This window comes from Arthrobacter ruber (assembly GCF_002954225.1).
In the GTDB taxonomy this organism is placed as follows: Bacteria; Actinomycetota; Actinomycetes; order Actinomycetales; family Micrococcaceae; genus Arthrobacter_D; species Arthrobacter_D ruber.
Map to the genome: position 1 here is coordinate 140,424 of NZ_PPTH01000012.1, position 16,767 is coordinate 157,190.

Genomic DNA, 16,767 nt, shown 5'->3' on the forward strand with positions numbered 1-16,767 from the left:
CGGAACAGGGGCCCCGACCTAGTGCGCGGCGTCGTGCCAGCTGATTCCCGTTCCCACCGATACGTCGAGCGGGACGGAGAGGTCCGCGGCACTGCCCATCTGCTCGCGGACCAGCGCCTCCACCTCGGCCGACTCGCCCTCGGCGATCTCGAGGACGAGTTCGTCGTGGACCTGCAGCAGCATGCGGGAGGCCAGCCCGCGGCGCGTCAGGGCGTCATCCACCCCGAGCATCGCCTTCTTGATGATGTCGGCGGCCGATCCCTGGATGGGGGCGTTCAGGGCTGCACGCTCGGCCATCTCCCGGAGCTGGCGGTTGTCGCTGGAGAGGTCCGGCAGGTAGCGGCGTCGGCCCTCGATCGTGGAGGTGAAGCCGTCCTTGCGGGCCTGCTCCACGATGCCGCGCAGGTAGTCACGCACCGCGCCGAAGCGCTCGAAGTAGTCGCGCATCAGGGTGCGTGCCTCGTCCACGGAGATGTTCAGCTGCTTCGAGAGACCGAAGGAGCTCAGCCCGTAGACGAGGCCGTAGGACATGGCCTTGACCTTGGATCGCATGGCGTTCGTGACCTCCTCGGGGGCGACCCCGAAGATGTGCGAGCCGACGAAGCGGTGGAGGTCCTCGCCCTCCTGGAACGCGGAGATGAGGCCCTCGTCGCCGGACAGGTGCGCCATGATGCGCATCTCGATCTGCGAGTAGTCGGCCGTCATGAGACTCTCGTACCTCTCGCCGTTGCGGCCCTGCCCGACGACGAACACTTCGCGGATGCGGCGCCCCTCGTCGGAGCGGACGGGGATGTTCTGGAGGTTCGGGTTGGTGGAGGATAGGCGCCCGGTCGCCGCGATGGTCTGCAGGTACGTGGTGTGGATGCGGCCGTCGTCGCCCACGGCCTTGCGGAGCCCCTCGACGGTCTGGCGCAGCTTGGTCGCGTCACGGTACGCGAGAAGCTGCTCGAGGAAGGGGTGGCCCGTCTTGGTGATGAGGTCGGTCAGGGCATCCGCGTCCGTGGAGTAGCCCGTCTTGATCTTCTTGGTCTTCGGCAGCTCGAGCTCGTCGAACAGGACGGTCTGGAGCTGCTTGGGGCTGCCGAGGTTGATCTCCTTGCCGATGATCCGGAACGCCTCGGAGCCAGCGGCGCTGATGGTCTTCGAGAAGTCGTCGTAGAGCCGGTCGAGTCCGTCTAGGTCGACGGCCACCCCCGTGAGCTCCATGCGGGCGAGCACCTCGGCGAGCGGCAGTTCGAGGCCGCCGAGCAGCTGGTTGGCGCCCTTCTCGACGAGCTGGCCCGCGAAGTGCTCGCTGAGCTGCAGCGCGGCGTAGGCGGCCACCACCGCGGGGGACGCGACGTCGTTGCCGCCGAGGTCCAGCGCCTGCTGGCCGGAGGAGTCGTTCGCCGACGCGGTGATGGACAGGCGCAGGTGGTACTGCGCGAGGTCCGCCAGTTCGTAGCTGCGGCGGTCCGGCTGGATGAGATAGCCGGAGATCGCGGTGTCGTCCACCTCGCCCGCGAGCGGGAAACCGCGCGCGGACAGGAGCTTGGACACCGCCTTGAAGTCGTGGACGATCTTCGGTGCGTCCGGGGCGGCCAGCCAGTCCCCCAGGACCTTCTCGGCCTCCGCGTCGAGCGGCTCGAGCGGGATGAACGCGGCGTGGAGACTAGTCACGACGGCGATGCCGACGACGTCGGTGGTGCCGGCTGTCGTCTCGGTCGCCAGGGCCACGGAGGCGGAGGCCTGGTTCGTGGAGCGGAACCACTGCGTCAGCCCCTCGGCGTCGTCGAGCAGCACGTGTGCGGGCGCGCTCTGCTCGTCGCCCTCGTCCTCGATCTCCTCCTCGCCGAACAGGTCGAACAGGCGCTTGCGGAGTGTGTTGAACTGCAGCGAGTCGAAGAGGTCCTCCACGGCCGGGCGGTCCGGGTGCTGGGACACCATCGCTTCGAGGTCCACCGGCAGGTCCAGATCGGTCAGGAGGCGGTTGAGGCGGCGGTTCCGCTTCACGTCGTCGATGTTGGCGCGCAGCGAGTCCCCGACCTTGCCGCCGATCTTGTCGAGGTTCTCGAGGATGCCCTCGAGGCCGCCGTACTGCTTGATCCACTTGGCCGCGGTCTTCGGACCCACGCCGGGCACGCCGGGCAGGTTGTCGGCGCTCTCGCCCACCAGAGCGGCGAGGTCGGAGTACTGGTGCGGGGGCACGAAGTACTTCTCCTCGATGGCCTGGGCGTCCATCTGCGGGATGTTGGTCACGCCCTGCTTCGGGTAGAGGACAGTCACGCGGTCGTTGACGAGCTGGAACGCGTCGCGGTCACCGCTGACCACCTGCACGTCCCAGTCGGCCGCGGCGGCCTGGTGCGCGAGGGTCGCCAGGATGTCGTCGGCCTCGTAGCCGTCGAGGGAGATCGTCGGGATCCGCATCGCCTCCATGACCTTGATGATCAGGTCCACCTGACCGTGGAACTCCTCGGGCGTCTTGTTACGGCCGCCCTTGTACTCCGTGTACTCCTCCGAGCGGAACGTCGGGGTGTCGAGGTCGAAGGCCACGGCGACGTGGCTGGGCTTCTGGTCCTTGATGAGGTTGATCAGCATGGCCGTGAAGCCGTACACCGCGTTGGTGTGCTGCCCGGTGTCGGTGGAGAAGTTCTCGGCCGGCAGGGCGTAGAAGGCACGGAACGCCATGGAATGCCCGTCGATCACGAGGAGCCTGTTGCGGGAGCCGTCGCTGCGCCGCGCCGGTGCCGGGGACGCCTCGGAGCCGGCATCGGTCGGAGGGGTCATGGTCAGGGTGGCGGCTGGCTTGGCTGATTCACTCACAGGTGCCAGCCTAGTTCCCATGACAGACGACCGCACCCGCTCCGACGCCCCCTCCGCCCCATCCGAGGAGCGGCTCGCCGAACTCGTGGCGGCCGGCGTCCCCGCCGAGATGCACGCCTGGCTGGGACGCTACGGCGTGGGTGCGCTGGCCGTGAAGATGGGCATCGTGTTCTCCGAGATGAGCGCCGAGCGCATGGTCGCGACCATGCCGGTGGAGGGCAACCAGCAGGTCGCGGGGATCCTCCACGGCGGCGCGCACGTGGTGCTCGCGGAGACCCTCGGTTCGTTCGCGGCCGGCATCCACGCCGGGCCCGGACGGCAGGCCGTGGGGATCGAGGTGGGAGCCACCCATCACCGCAGTGCGGACGCGGGCCTGGTGACCGGCACCGCCACGGCCATCCACCTCGGACGCACGCTGACCACGCACGAGGTGGTGATGACCGATGATCAGGGCCGTCGGCTCTCGACGGCGCGGATCACGAACATGATCCGGGACGTCCGCGGCTGAACGGTCGGCCGACGGATCCCACGAGCCCTGGGCGCGTCGGTGGACTCCGCGGACATCCCGGATCGCGGGCCTGCGCGCGCAGGCCGCCGCGGTGGGACGCCGCGCTCCTGTGCCCAGGAGGGGTGGCACCGACCCGATCCGCGCTGGACCGGGCGAGAACCGACGGGGCGGGGATTGCAAGCCCTGGCGCCGATCCGCGCACCGGTTGCCCGCGCCCGAGCCCCCTGCCTACCGTGAGAATGGACGCCGGCACCGGCGTGCGCATGCTCTCCACCGGACGGAACCGCCTTGGCCGACAAGAAACTGAAGATCATCGCCTCCCTCGCTGCCGCCAGCGCCCTCTTCCTCGGCGGCTGCGACCTCGGCAACAAGGACAGCGACAACTCCGGGACCGACACCGGGAACTACGACGACAACAACGGGATCGACACCGACCTCGACGACGACGCACGAGGGGACGACGACTGATGGCAGGTCGTGGGTCCGGTCTCGCACGGGCAGCCCTGCGTGGCATGGCCGCAGGTCTTCTGGGGACGGCCGCCATGACGGTCGGCGAACTCGTGGAGCAGCGGCTCACGCATCGGCCCGACTCGCACATCCCCGGACGGACGCTGCGGACACTTTTCGGCCGGCCCACCAGCAACACCGCCCTGTATCCCGGCTGGAACCATGCAATGCACTGGGCCACCGGCGCGAGCCTCGGTGCACTCCGCGGCATCTGGTCCGTGACGGGTATCCGCGGCCCCTCCGCAACGGCCGCGCACGGTGTGGTCCGCCTCGCCTTCGACCAGACCCTCGAGAACGCGACCGGGGCCGGCGCCGCGCCGGCTCTATGGCCGGCGAGTGAGAAGGCGATCGACTACCTGCATAAAGGCACCTACGCCGTCGTGACGGGGCTGGTGTCCGATGCCTTCAACCCGCCGGTGCTCACGACCCGCGCAGGAGCGCGCTCGCACTGAGGTCCTGGCCCGACCGACCCGACGTCAGGCGTCCGCCGTCGCCGTCCCCTCCAGGATGAAGCGGCGTAGCTCGGCAGGCCGGAAGGGCTTGCGCAGGTAGCGGTCCGCCCCGGCAGCGAGTCCCCGCTGCTCGTCGGACAGGTCGGCCCGCGCTGTCAGCATCACGATGAACGTGGTCGAGAAGCGGCGGATCCGCTCCGCCACCTCGAAACCGTCGATATCGGGGAGACCGACGTCGAGGGTGACGACGTCGGGCATCAGGCGCCGGACCATCTCCACACCCGCGAGTCCTGCCGGCGCCGTGTGCACCCGGAACCCGGTACCGGTCAGCACGGCGTGCAGCAGATCCCGCACATCGTCATCGTCCTCGATGACCACCGCGGTGCGGGTGTGCTGGGTGCTCGGCATGCGCCCAAGTTTACTCCGCGGCAGGGGCCCGAGCGCCGGGCCGGAGACTACGACTCGGGCCTGACCGTGGCCTCCACCGGCTCGCCGCCGCCGGCCGGCTGCAACATGACCCGCTGCACCGTCTCGGGCACCTGGGGGAAGGCCCCGATCATCAGCAGCTCGCTCGTCTGCCCCGGCAGCGCACTCCCGCTGTACTGCTCGACGAGCCCGACGACCTCGGGTGAGGACTGCCCGCCGTTCGCGGCGACTCCCCACTCCTCGATCACGCTCGATGCCGGCCGGAACTCGATGTCCTGGCCCTCGGGCGTCGAGACGGTGACGGTCTCGAGTTCGAGGGGCCTACTCCCTTCCGGGTTCTGGACGGTGACGAGCGCGTAGGTCACCGTGTCCTGGCCCAGCTGCGTGCGCAGTCCCTCGACGTCCTCCGGAGCCTCGGCCGGCAGGAGGATGTCACCCCTCGCGGAGTCGATCAGGAACGCGAAGGACCCGCTGTTCGCATCCCGGAGGCCTTCCACGGACGGCGCGCCCGACGGCGCGGCAGCCTGCCCGGTGCCGGTCTGAGCGGGATCCGGGGTGGGACCCGCCGACTCCGGGCCGGTGGCAGGATTGCCTCCGCAGCCCGTCACGAACAGCAGCACGAGGGTGGCGGACAGGACGGTCTTCTTCATAGGTCTCCCGGGGGCCGGCAGCGGGGCCGACCCGGAGTCAGGACCGGCGTCGGCCGGATCGTGGCGAGGTTCCCTCCTGTTGTACCAGTGCGGACAGGAGCACCGGCAGGATGCTTCCCCCGCAGCCGACGGATTGACAGGGCGGGCCCTCAGCGGGGCTGGTTCGTCGTCGGTACGCCTCAGGCGCGGTTGCGCGCGCGGCTCGGCTGCACCCTCATCGGTTCGCCGGGCATCTTCGGGAAGTCCGGCGGGAAGGGCAGCTCCCCGAGGCCGTTCTGGACGTCGCGGTCCCACCACTCGCGCAGCACCTCGATGGTCCCGGGCTTCGCGTGGAGGTCCTCCCATGGATCGCCCACCGTCCGCAGCCGCTCCGGCACCGTGACGATGGTGAAGGCGGCCGGGTCCACGCCGTCGAGCTCCTCCCACGTGACGGGGCAGGACACCGGGGCGTGCGGCAGCGCCCTCGGGCTGTAGGCGCCGGCCATCGTACGGTCGCGGTTCGCCTGGTTGTAGTCCACGAAGATGCGCGCCCCGCGTTCCTCCTTCCACCACGCCGTCGTCACCCGCTCCGGCATGCGGCGTTCGAGCTCACGGGCGGCGGCGATGACGGCGCGGCGGACCTCGAGGAACTCGTGGGCCGGCTCGATGGGTGCGAAGACGTGCAGGCCGCGGTTGCCGGACGTCTTCACGAAGCACTCCAGACCGGCCTCGACCAGGACGGCTCGAAGCTCGTGCGCGGCTGCGACGACGTCGGCGAAGGTGGTGCCCGGCTGGGGGTCGAGGTCGATCCGCAGTTCGTCGGGCAGGTCGTGCGCTTCCGCCCGGGACGCCCAGGGGTGGAAGACGATGGTGTTCATCTGGATCGCCCAGACGGCCGCGGCGGGTTCGTCCAGCACGAGCTGGGGGTGCGAGCGACCGCTGGGATAGGTGACGGGCACACTGCGCAGGTAGTCCGGCGCCCCCTTGGGCGGATTCTTGCTGAAGAAGAACTCGCCCTCCACGTCCCCGCCGAAGCGCTGCAGCGACACCGGCCGGTCGCCGTTGGCGCGCAGGAATGCGGGGGCGACGTCGAGCAGGTACCTGGCGAAGTCCAGCTTCGTCAGGCCCACCTGGGGCCAGAGGACGCGGGACGGGCTGGAGAGGCGGACCGCCCGGGGTCCGTCCGGTCCGTCGACATCGAGGATCATCGCTTCGCTGGCCATGGGCTCAATGTACCCCGGCGGTGCGGGACCGCGACGGCGCGGCGGCCACACGCACCCAGTGGGTGATGGACCTGCCTCGGTACGGTGTTACTCCGCGGGGCGTGCTGCTCGAACATCGCTGCTGCGAGGTATATCGACAAGCTGTAGTTTTCTGAGACACCCAAAACAGGTAGGCAATCAGGATCGACGGTTCACGTGTGGCACCCGTGAGCGCACTTTCACCATCTACGGTCAGCGCCCCTCCCGCGATTTGACGCGGTTGGCAGTTCCGTAGCTCCTGCACAGGGTCGGTGGACGACCGTCTTACGGGAGCTGCCTGCGCTTCGCTAGTCCGTTCGCTCAAACTGAGGGGTCAAGGCCGCTGTGTCGGCGGCGTCGCGTGTGCGGTCGTCGGGTGCGATGGCGTCGGTGCCTTTGCGGGGGTTCAGTTCGCTGATCAGGGCACCGGCGACGATGAACCCGGCGCCGACGATCGCGATCGGGGGGAGGCGTTCACCGGCGACGCGGCCGATGAGGGCGGCCCACACGGGTTCCGCGGCGTAGATGATCGTGGCTCGGGTCGGCGAGACCGACTTCTGCGCCCAGTTCATGGTGAGCTGAATGAGGCAACTCGCCGCACCGAGGGCCACGGCTGCAGCCACCCACACCCAGGAGAACGCCGGCGGCTGCTCTCCTACGACAGGCATCGTCAGGAAACCGAGGAGCCCGGCGACGAGAAGCTGCACGACGGTGACCCGGCCGAGGTTGACCTTGCCGGCGAACCAGCCGATGAGGATGATCTCCGCAGCGATCGGGAGGGTGCTGACGACCGTCGCGATCTCCCCCGACCCGAAGGAGAAACTGGCGCTACCAGGATCAGCGAGCAGCATGAGTCCGATGAAAGCGAGCACAACACCGCCCCACGTGAGAAGTCTGGGTGGCTTCTTGAACACGATCCACTGCAGCACGGGGACGAGGGGGACGTAGAGCGCGGTGATGAACGCGGAAGTGCTGCTGGTGATCGTCTGCAACCCGACGGTCTGCAACCCGTAACCGAGGAAGATCATCACCCCGATCGCAGCTCCAGCCACCATCTCCTTCCGGGTGATGCCGCGCAGGACGCGCGCGAAGATCACCGCGCTGATGAGGCCCGCGGTGATGAAGCGCATGCCGACGAAGAACCAGGGACCGCTGTACTGCACGGCGATGTGCACAACCAGGAACGTCGCCCCCCACACTGCGGTGACGAGGACGAGGGCAAGTTCTTGACGGGAGAGCAAACGTCCCCCGGACTGCATGTGCAACATGATGCACACCTTATGGTGCAGAATAATGCACATGCAAACGGGAGAACCTTCGCAGGTCCTGATTCATGTGGGGGCGAATGTGCACCGTTTCCGGACTGCGGCGAACCTCAGCCAGGTCGCCCTCGCGAATCGGGCCGGTGTCAGCCGAAGGACGATCATCAAGCTCGAATCCGGTGAGGCGAATATCAGCCTGACGGGCTTGGACCACCTGGCCGACGCGCTGGGCGTCACCTTCGTCGACCTGGTCGCTGCCCCGGCCGCGGCCCACGCCGACATCCGCGAGCTCGCGTGGAGGGGCCGGCCCGGCAGCTCCGCGGTGCTGCTGGCCTCAGTCCCTGCGGCGAAGGACGCCCAGCTGTGGGCGTGGGTGCTGGAACCCGGGGACCGCTACGACGCTGAACCCGACCCCGAAGGCTGGTCCGAACTGCTCATGGTCTCCGAAGGATCCATCCGTGTGGAACAGGAACGCGGTGACGTCGTACTGACTGCGGGTGAGCACCTCGCCTTCGGGACTGCGCAGCACTACTCCTACGTCAACGACGGCGACGGCCGCGCCCGTTTCACACGGGTTGTCGTCAGCTGAGCGCGCACACACTCTCCGGCACATATCCTGTACATCCCCGACGGCACATCACCTCTGGGGACGGGCGTCGTCGAGGGTGAGTTGTTACCTGTAGCGGAACCCGTCCCTGGCACACAGAAGTAAGGCATCGACAATGGCACGGACTAGCGCCACAGAAAATCGGGCTCATGGGCCACCAGCAGCGTTCGAGTAAGTCTGCAGCGGAAACGTTGATATTTGACACTCTGGTCCGGAGCAACGAAGACGTCCCAAACTGGTGAAGCCTGTCCCAGTGAGGGCATTGTCACCGGGCATTTTCTCGGGCGAGTCCTAGGGGACTCGACCTCGTCCGCACCTGAATGGGCTGTCCCTCCTCGCTCATGCGAGCGAAAGGTGCCCCAACGGAGGACCGACTTGCGGGCGCGTGACACGAGTTGGGGTATGCGAGAAGGCGCCGATGGATTGGCCGTCGAGCCGTACCCGAGCGCTGCCATCACCGAACCGGCGCTCACCCCACGAGACGCCGCTCTTGAGAGACGAATCCGCATTGCTGAAGAATGGCGGGATGACGATTTCCGACCACGACGCGTACATCGCTGCGGCTCCGGAACGGTTCCGCCCCTTGCTGGCCACGTTGCGCGCACAGCTCGCTCGCACCCTGCCGGACGCGGAGGAAGTTATCGAGTACAACATGCCGGGGTTCCGGATCGGACGATCGATCATTGCCAGTTATGCCGCGTTCAGCAGGCAGTGCGGCCTTTACCTCTCCCCCGGCACCATCACCGCTCATGCCGATGACATCGCCACCGCCGGGCTGAAGGCCACCAAGACCGGCATCACATTCCCTGCGAACAACCCCATCCCTGACCACCTTGTCGAACAGCTCGCGCTCACCTCGCGGAAGGACGTCGGGCTGTAACCGGGGTCGGCGTTGCCACAAGCACTGCATCGCTCGACGTCGCCCTGTGCAGGCCCTGGACTCCGGGAGCGTGATCCTGGCGGAAACTCACGAAACGCTGCGGTGGGCCAGGATCAACGCGACGGAAGAGTGCGGAGGCAGTGCGCAGTCTGCTCCCCTACATCTCGTAACCGCCTAATGGACCAACCCGCTGCACAACTAAGCCCCAACAGTCCGTTGATCGATGGTAGTTGGTTCTTTCGGTGTGGATGGTGTTCGGTGGAGGGTTTCGGCGCGGAGTCCGAGGTAGGTGCCGACGATGATCAGGCCCGCTCCGATGATGCCGAGGAGGTGCAGTGTTTCCTGGCCGATGCTGAGTCCGATGAGGACCGCCCAAATGGGTTCGGTGCCCATGAGGAGGCTTGCCCTGGATGCTGAGGTTTGTTGGATGGCCCAGGTTTGGACGAGGAACGCGAAAACGCTGCACGCGAGTCCGAGGTAGAGGACGCCGATCCATTCACCCGTGTTGAAGTGCTGGACGGCGTGGAGTACGCCTTGGTAGTCGGCGAGGGTATAGATGATCGCGCAGACTGCGCTTTGGGTCAGGGTCAGCGTGAGCGCGCTGAATCCGCGGCCTCGGGTGAGGGCTGAGACTGCGGTGACGTGGACGGCGCGCACGAGTGCGGCGGCGAGGACGAGCATGTCCCCGATGGTCGGGGCCACGAATCCGTTTCCGGAAACGAGGAGGCACACGCCGACGACCGCGACGATCCCGGCGATGAGCACCATGCGAGGCAGCGGGACGCGGAAGGCAATGCTCTCGGTCACGGGGGTGAACACGATGACGAGACTGATGATCAGTCCTGCGTTCGTGGCACTGGTACCGGCGATCCCGTGGGTTTCCAGGATGAGCACGGCGGCCTGGGTGGAACCCAGGACAACCCCGACCAGTGTTTCGCGGCGTGTGGTCCGGCGGCGGTTCCAGATCAGCCAGATCACCACCAAGGCCACCGTAGTAATCAGGAACCGCAAGGAAAGGAGGACCGTCACCCCGACGGTATCGGTGAGGGTTTTCGCCGCCAGATAGCTGCTGCCCCACACGAGCGCGACCAGCAGCAGGAGCAGATCCACCCTACGCGCAGCCACGAACTCGCCAAGGGCGCTGAGGTATCGGACGGAAGAGGACCCCGGTGTCCGGGACGGTGAAGGGGAAGGCACGACTCGAGTCTGCGGGTGATTGACTCGTAAGACGAGAGGGCACTTAATGAACTGGTGGTTTAGTGTTCGCTTATGGATCTTCACCAGTTACACCTACTCCGCGAGTTGGGTGAACGGGGTAGTCTCGCCGCAGTGGCACGATCTCACTACGTTTCGGCGTCAGCGGTTTCGCAGCAACTCACGGCGTTGCAGCGCACGGTCGAAGTCCCCCTGACGGAACGCCGGGGGCGGAATCTCGTTCTCACCGGCGCCGGCCAGGCCCTGGCATCAGCTGCGGTCGATATCAGTGTCGCGATGAGCTCCGCGGAGCAGGCCGTCAGCCGGTACGTGCAGGACCCCACCGCGACGGTGAGTATCTCTGCGTTCACCAGTGCCGGTCTGACCTGGTTCGGGCCTCTCCTCCACGCCCTCTCCAGCGGAGGGAATCCGCGGCTGGTCCTCCACGACCGGGACGTCGGACAGGACGCTTTTCCCGCCCTGACCGCCGACTACGACCTTGTTATCGCACACCGCCTTGAGCACAGCCGGCTGTGGCCGGACACGATCACTGCCCTTCCGCTGGTGCGTGAGCCCCTGGACATCGCCATGTCGGACCGGCACCGGCTCGCCCAGGCCCCGAGCGTCAGTGTCACCGACCTTCTCGAGGAGGAATGGGTGTCCGTCCAGGACGGCTTCCCGCTCGAATCAGCACTGCAAGCCATCGCCGTTCACGCCGGAAAACCCCTCGCCGTCACACACCGCATCAACGAGTTCTTCATCGCAGCTGCGATCGTCTCCGCCGGTTCTGCCATCGCACTGATGCCCCGCCACACCGCACCCCCACGATCCGACAGTGGAATCATCCTCAAACCCATTCATGACCTACCACTAGCAAGGCACGTCGACATCCTCTGCCGACCCGAAGCCCTCCACCGCACCGCCGTCCAAAAAGTAGTCACCACCCTCCAACACCACGCAAGCAGCGATGAACGCTGAGGGATCGCCTTACATGCGGCCCGTGCTGCGCAGGGTGTACCCAGATGCAACATCGTGCCGTCCTTTGGTGGTCGAGGTTCGATCGAGTACGGAATGGCCGTCCAATACGTGCATCCCTCATTGATCTCTCTGAGATATGCGAGACGTCACGCGTTACCTCGTGCGATTCGCTCCTGCCACCAAGCAGGTACTGACGGTATAGCGCGCGGAAAGCGCCGCAGCTCGAGCTCGTAGTCGTCGGTGCTTACATCGATGTCGAGTTCTGGTCTGGAGTCGAAGTTGTAGTCGACGTCGAGCTTTCCCGACGACGTGATGTGCATGGTCAGGGAAAGCCATGTGCCTGACTCCGGCGCATAACAAGCGGTCTTCAGGACATCGAGCGGCTCGTAGATGGCTATGCCGGGGAGGCTCCTGTCCTCTTCACCGTCTCGGACGGTGAAGAGCTCATACGACATGACGTCACCGATAGACCAGACCTCGAATCGAAGGAATTGCCACCCTGGTGCGACACCACCAGCCAATGCGTGAGCGATGGAAGGTAGGAGGTTGGTCTGGCCCTCAACGACTTCTGATTCCCGGCTCGGTAACGGGATGCCGTCCGCGATGCCCGCGATCCGGGCCTGCACCTGCACTGGGTCCACCTGAATGTCAGGGAAGCCCGACTGCTTCTGGTGGCCGACCTCATCCTCGAGCTGCCGAATCGGGGCCGTCAGCCGGAAGTCGCCGGAGTGTGCGGCGTGCATTCCTCGCTGGTAAATCAACGAACTGAGCTCACGGGCGAGGGTCTTCGAGAGCTGACGAGTATCACGCAGGCGGAGAATCTCGCCGGCCACCAGTTCCGCTTCCGGGGCAAAAGGACCCCTGTCCTCCAGTACCCGTTCGACCACTCGCCACAGGTGAGCAGCCGGTAGTCCGACAAGCCTACTATCAGGTGCGAGCTCAGCGCTTGTGTTCGAATCCACGGGGCCGATTACGCTGTGCCGGTTCGCAGACGCGGCGGACTCAACGACAGGGCGCCGTAGCGGTCCAACTCGGGGCCGAGCTCGAAGCGCATGGAAGCGATGTTCTGCGCTACCTGATAGACGGTCTCGAATTGCCACAGGTCGCTCAGATCCCCCATGGGGGTGTCTGCGAACGCCGTCGAGCAGAGGTAGACCTCCGCGCCCAAGCCGGGCCGTGCAGCAGGATCATCAAGGTAGGGGTCGGCAAGACCGTCGGACGCCACAATCGCGAGGCCGTCTGCACGTGTGATCTTCCGAAAGGCCTGCCGGAGCCCAGGCCACTGCGCGCCACCTGTGAACGCGGGATTGATCAGGTGGGACACGACATACGGATCGACCGTCCCCACCGACGACCACGCAGCGTCCATGGCCGCAGTCACTGCCGCCAACTCAGGGGCCGCTCGTCACCATGCAGATCGTTGGCGCTGACCTAGGCCTCCACGTCCTTCTTATTCCGACCAAACCCGAACATCCGGGATCCCCCTCGACTGGAACCGTCACGGATCGACCACTCTATCGACAGGGCGGTAACCACACGTGGACGTCATAGCGGGTAGGTCATCCACCTGCGGTTGATGGAGCACGGAGAGTAGAGCTCGAAGCCGCCTACCTGTGGGTGAACGACCCGGGCGTGGGTGAAGGCAGACCGTTGCCGGCGGTAATCGCAGGAGTGTGTGAAGTTCGGGTCCTGTCTCGTCCTTGGGAGGAGTGCCGCCTGTAGGTTGGGGTGGTGGTCTCAACCTTCGTGCGCCTGGTCATGGCGTTATTGCTTCTGTCCCTGTGTGCCTGCAACATCAACCCTGAAGCTGTCCCCTGTGAGCCTGTCGATGGCCGGAACCTGGCTCCGGCGGACGGCACGCTCATGGGGGTCAACCTGGAATGGGGCCGGGAAACCCTCGCCGAGTACTCCGACAAGTTGGGCGAGCGTCCTGCGGTCGCGGTGTCCTTCGCCGACTTCCCGTTCAACGAGGAGGATCCGGGTCTGATCGCCTCGGCCGCAGAGCAGTTGCGGCAGAACGGTGGGATGCTGCTGCTCACTCTCGAGCCGATGGAGGGCCTCGAGGCGGTGACCGAGCAACATGCGGGCGATCTCGCGGGAATGCTCGCCGGTTTCAACACCAACGGTGTGCCGGTCATCGTGCGGTTCGCCCATGAGATGAACGGCTCCTGGTATCCGTGGGGGCAGCAGCCGGCCGAGTACATCTCCGCCTTCCGTCGCGTCGCGGACGCCGTGCACGAACACGCGCCTGGGTCGGCGATGATGTGGGCCCCGAACTACGCCGGCGGGTACCCCTTTGCGGGTGGCGAGTACGAGTCCTTGCCGGCAACACCCGGGTTCGTGGATCTGGACACGACCGGCAACGGGACCCTGACAGCCTTCGATGACCCGTATGCGCCCTACTACCCGGGCGACGACGTCGTCGACTGGGTTGGTATGTCTCTCTACCACTGGGGCAATACGTACCCGTGGTCGGAGAGCGAGATGCCGGAGGAGGGCAAGTTCATCGACCAGCTCACCGGCACCTATAACGGCACCAACGGCAACGACTCGATGCTGCCTGACTTCTACGCCGCGTACGGAGTGGGGCACGGCAAGCCCGTGGCCATCCCGGAAACGGCGTCCCTGGTCCAGGATGACATCGGCGAGCTCCGGAGTCTGAACATCAAGCGTGCCTGGTGGGAGCAGGTCTTCGACCCGACGGTGCACGAGCGGTTCCCGCAACTGCAGATGGTCAACTGGTTCGAGTGGAACAAGATGGAACCGGAGGTCGGCGCAGCCGTCGACTGGACAGTACTGAGCGACCCCGCCATCCGCTCCGAGTTCACAGCCGCCGTCCCGGACTGGTACCACTTCGCCCCGAAGCCGGAGGCCTGCGGAGAGCCCCTCGCCTGACCGAGACACACCAGCGACTGGCGAGGAACGTGCGCCGGCTCCGCGATGACTCCTACCCTGTACCGAGACTCGCTACCCAGCCCTCACCGTGGTCTTGGTACGGAAGCCGAGAGGGCCGATCCTGCCACTGCCTTAGCGGATGAGTCATGGTTCATGCTCAAGGCGCACTTACTGGCTGGTTACTGGTCTGCAACGTGTACTTCACTAGGCTACTCGGAATGCGCTGCCATACGGCCTTCGCCCGCTCGTTGCGGCGTCCGATGAAGGATCCTCTATGGGACCGCGCCTGTGAGCCGAATCTAACTTGATACTTCCCCTAGTGACCGGACTCTGGCAAAGTGCTTTCACTAGCCACTGGGGTAAGGACTATGGAACATCGACGTTTCCTATGCACAGCAGTAGTCGCCGTTCTCACGATGGGGTCACTCGCTGGCTGCGGCACTCCTGAACAAAGGGAGACCGAAGCTTTACCGGCGTTTACCTCGATGGACGAGGCGTACGCCGCAGTCGATGGGGTGTTGGGGTGCGATGCCGATCCGGTAGGTGAGCCCATCGTCCCGGCCGACGGCAGCGCACTAACATCCGAACAGAAGCTGTGTTCGGAGAACGTGCAGATTGATCTGTACTCCGACGAGGACGCCCTTCGGAAGGCCCTCGAGATTTGGACAGGTTCGGATCAGGGCGAGGTGCAACTCGCCCGCGGCAGCAACTGGATGGTGGTCGACCTGACTGACGTGGCCACCGGTGAGTCCACGACCTGGGATATCGAAGGACTAGCCGACAAACTCAACGCGGAGTACTCGGCAACCGACGCGTGAGTTCGTTCGACGGGCGTGAAGGGACCGGTTTGCGGGCGCCTTCTGAGATGCGTAGAGGAGGATTGCCGGTGAGTTGCTCTGACCAGAACCGCCCTCACCGCTGGTTCGCAAGGATACGGGGTTCGTTGGGTTGACTGGTGAGCAACTCGTCGTGTGGGCGTGTGAAGGTTTGCCTGTCGATTTTGTCCACATCCGGTTGAGCAGCATTCAGTCCCGTAGGTTCATTGCATGACTACGCCCGCCGTGTTGGATCAAGCACCGGCCGTGAAGCGGCCTTATCGCGTCAGTAACACCACGATCGTCATACTCGGTATCTGGGTAATCCCGTTTGTGCTGTCTGCCGCTTTTAGTAGCTACGGGCCCGTCACCGTCGACAGTGCGCTCCGGATGGCGGCTGCGACAGTTGCCGGTCAAACAATCGCCATGTTGAGTGTCATTACAGCCACAGTCCTAGCAATCGAACGACGTTATAGCGTTATGAAGGTTCTTGCGACTGTCGTGATAGCTGTTTTGGTCACCTCATCCGCGGTCTCGACCATGGCTACGGCTGGCGATGACCTCCTCACACGTATTGACCTTGCTACTGAGGTCGATGCGATCAATCGGTAGACACTCATCGAGCGGTGTAGCCGTTCGCTGATGGATCGGTCTACGGAAACCTATCTCATAACGATTCATCAGCTGTGATAGTGGTGCCTGGGACCAAGTGTTTAGCTGAAATACCGTACGTAACAGCGACTCCTGGAGAACCGATGACTGTGTCTAATTTGCCAAAGATGTGCATGCGCGCAGGGATGATCCTCGGTATTTTCGCCGTCCTACTACCCGTCCTCCCGATCTTGAACCGAAACTTCGGGACTGAATTCGTCGTCGAGGGAGCGCCGATCGCGATGATCTTCACGACCCTCTACGTTTTCCTCGCCGCAGCCTGCTTGCTGTTCTCCGCAGTTCTCATCGGTGCGTCGCTCATCATGCGCCACGCAGAATCGCTAGTCTCCAGAGACAATTCAATCCGCTAGTTCCCTAGGCGAGAACCAGCAGCTGAATACCTCGCAAGCTCCTTTGACACGCGCGCTGGCAGTGGGTCCGCGTCTAGAGGTTTGACAGCATGAGTCAAAGAGTCCGCTGGGGGATCGGCTTGTGGCACAGACCCGCAAGCATCTGGGTCACCACTGCTTTAGCTCACGACTGCGAGGCCGGTCTTGATCCGTAGGTTCTCCTGTAGTTGATGATTAGAAGCGTTGCCACGATGCTGCAGACGATTCCGGTGATCATGGCACCCCATTCCGATCGCTCAGGAAGGGAAAGAAGGAAGAAGCCGAGACCACCGATAGCGTTGATGAGAAGAAGAGCGATGGCCGCTAACCACGTATTTTTCGGCATGCAGACCACCGTAGTACTGCGGTGAGGTAACGCCCGTAGGCCGGTGGATAATCGGATATGTCGAACGGCGGGAACCGGCGGAGCACGTTATTCTTCGGCCATGGGGAATTGGGGTTTCAAGGGTGTTCCGGTCGCCGTCGTTCTGAGCGTTGCCGTTATAACAGGTGGTTGTGCTGCGCCTCCTG

The 16,767-nt window shown here is 65.2% G+C and carries 19 protein-coding genes and 1 pseudogene; 11 read left to right on the forward strand and 9 right to left on the reverse strand.

The annotated features are described in order from the left end of the window. Positions 1–18 precede the first annotated feature (18 nt). On the reverse strand, positions 19–2,667 hold the full coding sequence (gene polA / locus CI785_RS03485; protein WP_240614988.1) for a DNA polymerase I: 2,649 nt from the start codon (positions 2,665–2,667) through the stop codon (positions 19–21). Positions 2,668–2,821: 154 nt separating this feature from the next. Between polA and CI785_RS03490 the strand changes: the two genes are divergently transcribed. The 3 genes from CI785_RS03490 (at position 2,822) to CI785_RS03500 (ending at position 4,269) form a co-directional block, all read left to right on the forward strand. Further along, positions 2,822–3,310 (forward strand): hotdog fold thioesterase, encoded by a 489-nt coding sequence (locus tag CI785_RS03490; RefSeq protein ID WP_205753552.1) that lies wholly within the window; start codon positions 2,822–2,824, stop codon positions 3,308–3,310. Positions 3,311–3,598: 288 nt separating this feature from the next. Continuing rightward, positions 3,599–3,778 carry a hypothetical protein gene (locus CI785_RS03495; RefSeq protein WP_105030714.1) on the forward strand — a complete coding sequence of 60 codons (180 nt, stop codon included), beginning with the start codon at positions 3,599–3,601 and terminating at the stop codon, positions 3,776–3,778. Next, entirely contained in the window at positions 3,778–4,269 is a 492-nt protein-coding gene (locus CI785_RS03500) for a hypothetical protein (RefSeq protein ID WP_105030715.1), read from the forward strand. Before CI785_RS03495 ends, CI785_RS03500 begins: the two co-directional genes overlap by 1 nt. A 24-nt stretch (positions 4,270–4,293) precedes the next feature. Here the strand turns inward: CI785_RS03500 and CI785_RS03505 are convergent, their stop codons facing one another. The 4 genes from CI785_RS03505 to CI785_RS03520 form a co-directional block, all read right to left on the reverse strand. Next, positions 4,294–4,677: a response regulator gene (locus CI785_RS03505; protein WP_105030716.1), complete on the reverse strand. Its 384-nt coding sequence runs from the start codon at positions 4,675–4,677 to the stop codon at positions 4,294–4,296. Between the two features lie 47 nt (positions 4,678–4,724). Continuing rightward, positions 4,725–5,345, reverse strand: coding sequence for a hypothetical protein (locus CI785_RS03510; RefSeq protein ID WP_105030717.1), 621 nt, complete (start codon positions 5,343–5,345; stop codon positions 4,725–4,727). A gap of 179 nt (positions 5,346–5,524) precedes the next feature. Beyond that, the gene (gene ligD, locus CI785_RS03515) at positions 5,525–6,547 is read right to left on the reverse strand and encodes a non-homologous end-joining DNA ligase (protein WP_105030718.1); all 1,023 of its coding nucleotides are present in this window, start codon (positions 6,545–6,547) and stop codon (positions 5,525–5,527) included. Positions 6,548–6,873: 326 nt separating this feature from the next. Beyond that, positions 6,874–7,833, reverse strand: a complete 960-nt coding sequence (locus tag CI785_RS03520; RefSeq protein ID WP_105030719.1) for a DMT family transporter — start codon at positions 7,831–7,833, stop codon at positions 6,874–6,876. A gap of 31 nt (positions 7,834–7,864) precedes the next feature. Here CI785_RS03520 and CI785_RS03525 point away from each other — a divergent pair, with 31 nt between their 5' ends. Further along, positions 7,865–8,416: a helix-turn-helix domain-containing protein gene (locus CI785_RS03525; RefSeq protein WP_240614979.1), complete on the forward strand. Its 552-nt coding sequence runs from the start codon at positions 7,865–7,867 to the stop codon at positions 8,414–8,416. 544 nt (positions 8,417–8,960) lie between these two features. Further along, positions 8,961–9,314 carry an iron chaperone gene (locus tag CI785_RS03530; protein WP_105030721.1) on the forward strand — a complete coding sequence of 118 codons (354 nt, stop codon included), beginning with the start codon at positions 8,961–8,963 and terminating at the stop codon, positions 9,312–9,314. A 198-nt stretch (positions 9,315–9,512) separates the two neighbouring features. Here the strand turns inward: CI785_RS03530 and CI785_RS03535 are convergent, their stop codons facing one another. After that, complete coding sequence (locus CI785_RS03535; protein ID WP_105030722.1) at positions 9,513–10,439, reverse strand: DMT family transporter; 927 nt, start codon at positions 10,437–10,439, stop codon at positions 9,513–9,515. 144 nt (positions 10,440–10,583) lie between these two features. Here CI785_RS03535 and CI785_RS17440 point away from each other — a divergent pair. Both CI785_RS17440 and CI785_RS03540 read left to right on the forward strand, forming a co-directional pair. Further along, positions 10,584–10,757 (forward strand): annotated as a pseudogene (locus CI785_RS17440) (LysR family transcriptional regulator); the annotation flags it as partial. A 48-nt stretch (positions 10,758–10,805) separates the two neighbouring features. Next, positions 10,806–11,486, forward strand: a complete 681-nt coding sequence (locus CI785_RS03540; protein WP_240614989.1) for a LysR family transcriptional regulator substrate-binding protein — start codon at positions 10,806–10,808, stop codon at positions 11,484–11,486. Positions 11,487–11,632: 146 nt separating this feature from the next. Here CI785_RS03540 and CI785_RS03545 read toward each other — a convergent pair whose 3' ends face one another. Together CI785_RS03545 and CI785_RS03550 are read right to left on the reverse strand one after the other, a co-directional pair. Next, positions 11,633–12,373, reverse strand: coding sequence for a hypothetical protein (locus tag CI785_RS03545; protein WP_170068208.1), 741 nt, complete (start codon positions 12,371–12,373; stop codon positions 11,633–11,635). An 83-nt stretch (positions 12,374–12,456) separates the two neighbouring features. Then, positions 12,457–12,855 carry a hypothetical protein gene (locus CI785_RS03550; RefSeq protein ID WP_105030725.1) on the reverse strand — a complete coding sequence of 133 codons (399 nt, stop codon included), beginning with the start codon at positions 12,853–12,855 and terminating at the stop codon, positions 12,457–12,459. Between the two features lie 362 nt (positions 12,856–13,217). Between CI785_RS03550 and CI785_RS03555 the strand changes: the two genes are divergently transcribed. From CI785_RS03555 to CI785_RS03565, 4 genes are all read left to right on the forward strand, one after another. Further along, complete coding sequence (locus CI785_RS03555) at positions 13,218–14,381, forward strand: glycoside hydrolase family 26 protein (RefSeq protein WP_240614980.1); 1,164 nt, start codon at positions 13,218–13,220, stop codon at positions 14,379–14,381. A 485-nt stretch (positions 14,382–14,866) separates the two neighbouring features. Beyond that, a complete protein-coding gene (locus CI785_RS03560; RefSeq protein ID WP_105030726.1) occupies positions 14,867–15,199 on the forward strand; it encodes a hypothetical protein in 333 nt (110 codons plus the stop codon). A 228-nt stretch (positions 15,200–15,427) separates the two neighbouring features. Beyond that, positions 15,428–15,808, forward strand: a complete 381-nt coding sequence (locus tag CI785_RS16955; protein WP_157940139.1) for a hypothetical protein — start codon at positions 15,428–15,430, stop codon at positions 15,806–15,808. A gap of 173 nt (positions 15,809–15,981) precedes the next feature. Continuing rightward, positions 15,982–16,218 carry a hypothetical protein gene (locus CI785_RS03565; RefSeq protein ID WP_157940140.1) on the forward strand — a complete coding sequence of 79 codons (237 nt, stop codon included), beginning with the start codon at positions 15,982–15,984 and terminating at the stop codon, positions 16,216–16,218. A gap of 163 nt (positions 16,219–16,381) precedes the next feature. Here the strand turns inward: CI785_RS03565 and CI785_RS16960 are convergent, their stop codons facing one another. After that, positions 16,382–16,582: a hypothetical protein gene (locus CI785_RS16960; RefSeq protein ID WP_157940141.1), complete on the reverse strand. Its 201-nt coding sequence runs from the start codon at positions 16,580–16,582 to the stop codon at positions 16,382–16,384. Positions 16,583–16,767 lie beyond the last annotated feature (185 nt).

Excerpts from the sequence above, each read along its gene's own strand:
- polA (WP_240614988.1), bottom strand. The coding sequence starts at position 2,667 with ATGGCGTTCCGTGCCTTCTACGCCCTGCCGGCCGAGAACTTCTCCACC.
- CI785_RS03490 (WP_205753552.1), top strand. The coding sequence starts at position 2,822 with ATGACAGACGACCGCACCCGCTCCGACGCCCCCTCCGCCCCATCCGAG.
- CI785_RS03500 (WP_105030715.1), top strand. The coding sequence starts at position 3,778 with ATGGCAGGTCGTGGGTCCGGTCTCGCACGGGCAGCCCTGCGTGGCATG.
- CI785_RS03505 (WP_105030716.1), bottom strand. The coding sequence starts at position 4,677 with ATGCCGAGCACCCAGCACACCCGCACCGCGGTGGTCATCGAGGACGAT.
- CI785_RS03510 (WP_105030717.1), bottom strand. The coding sequence starts at position 5,345 with ATGAAGAAGACCGTCCTGTCCGCCACCCTCGTGCTGCTGTTCGTGACG.
- ligD (WP_105030718.1), bottom strand. The coding sequence starts at position 6,547 with ATGGCCAGCGAAGCGATGATCCTCGATGTCGACGGACCGGACGGACCC.
- CI785_RS03520 (WP_105030719.1), bottom strand. The coding sequence starts at position 7,833 with ATGTTGCACATGCAGTCCGGGGGACGTTTGCTCTCCCGTCAAGAACTT.
- CI785_RS03525 (WP_240614979.1), top strand. The coding sequence starts at position 7,865 with ATGCAAACGGGAGAACCTTCGCAGGTCCTGATTCATGTGGGGGCGAAT.
- CI785_RS03530 (WP_105030721.1), top strand. The coding sequence starts at position 8,961 with ATGACGATTTCCGACCACGACGCGTACATCGCTGCGGCTCCGGAACGG.
- CI785_RS03540 (WP_240614989.1), top strand. The coding sequence starts at position 10,806 with ATGAGCTCCGCGGAGCAGGCCGTCAGCCGGTACGTGCAGGACCCCACC.
- CI785_RS03550 (WP_105030725.1), bottom strand. The coding sequence starts at position 12,855 with ATGGACGCTGCGTGGTCGTCGGTGGGGACGGTCGATCCGTATGTCGTG.
- CI785_RS03560 (WP_105030726.1), top strand. The coding sequence starts at position 14,867 with ATGGACGAGGCGTACGCCGCAGTCGATGGGGTGTTGGGGTGCGATGCC.
- CI785_RS16955 (WP_157940139.1), top strand. The coding sequence starts at position 15,428 with ATGACTACGCCCGCCGTGTTGGATCAAGCACCGGCCGTGAAGCGGCCT.
- CI785_RS03565 (WP_157940140.1), top strand. The coding sequence starts at position 15,982 with ATGCGCGCAGGGATGATCCTCGGTATTTTCGCCGTCCTACTACCCGTC.
- CI785_RS16960 (WP_157940141.1), bottom strand. The coding sequence starts at position 16,582 with ATGCCGAAAAATACGTGGTTAGCGGCCATCGCTCTTCTTCTCATCAAC.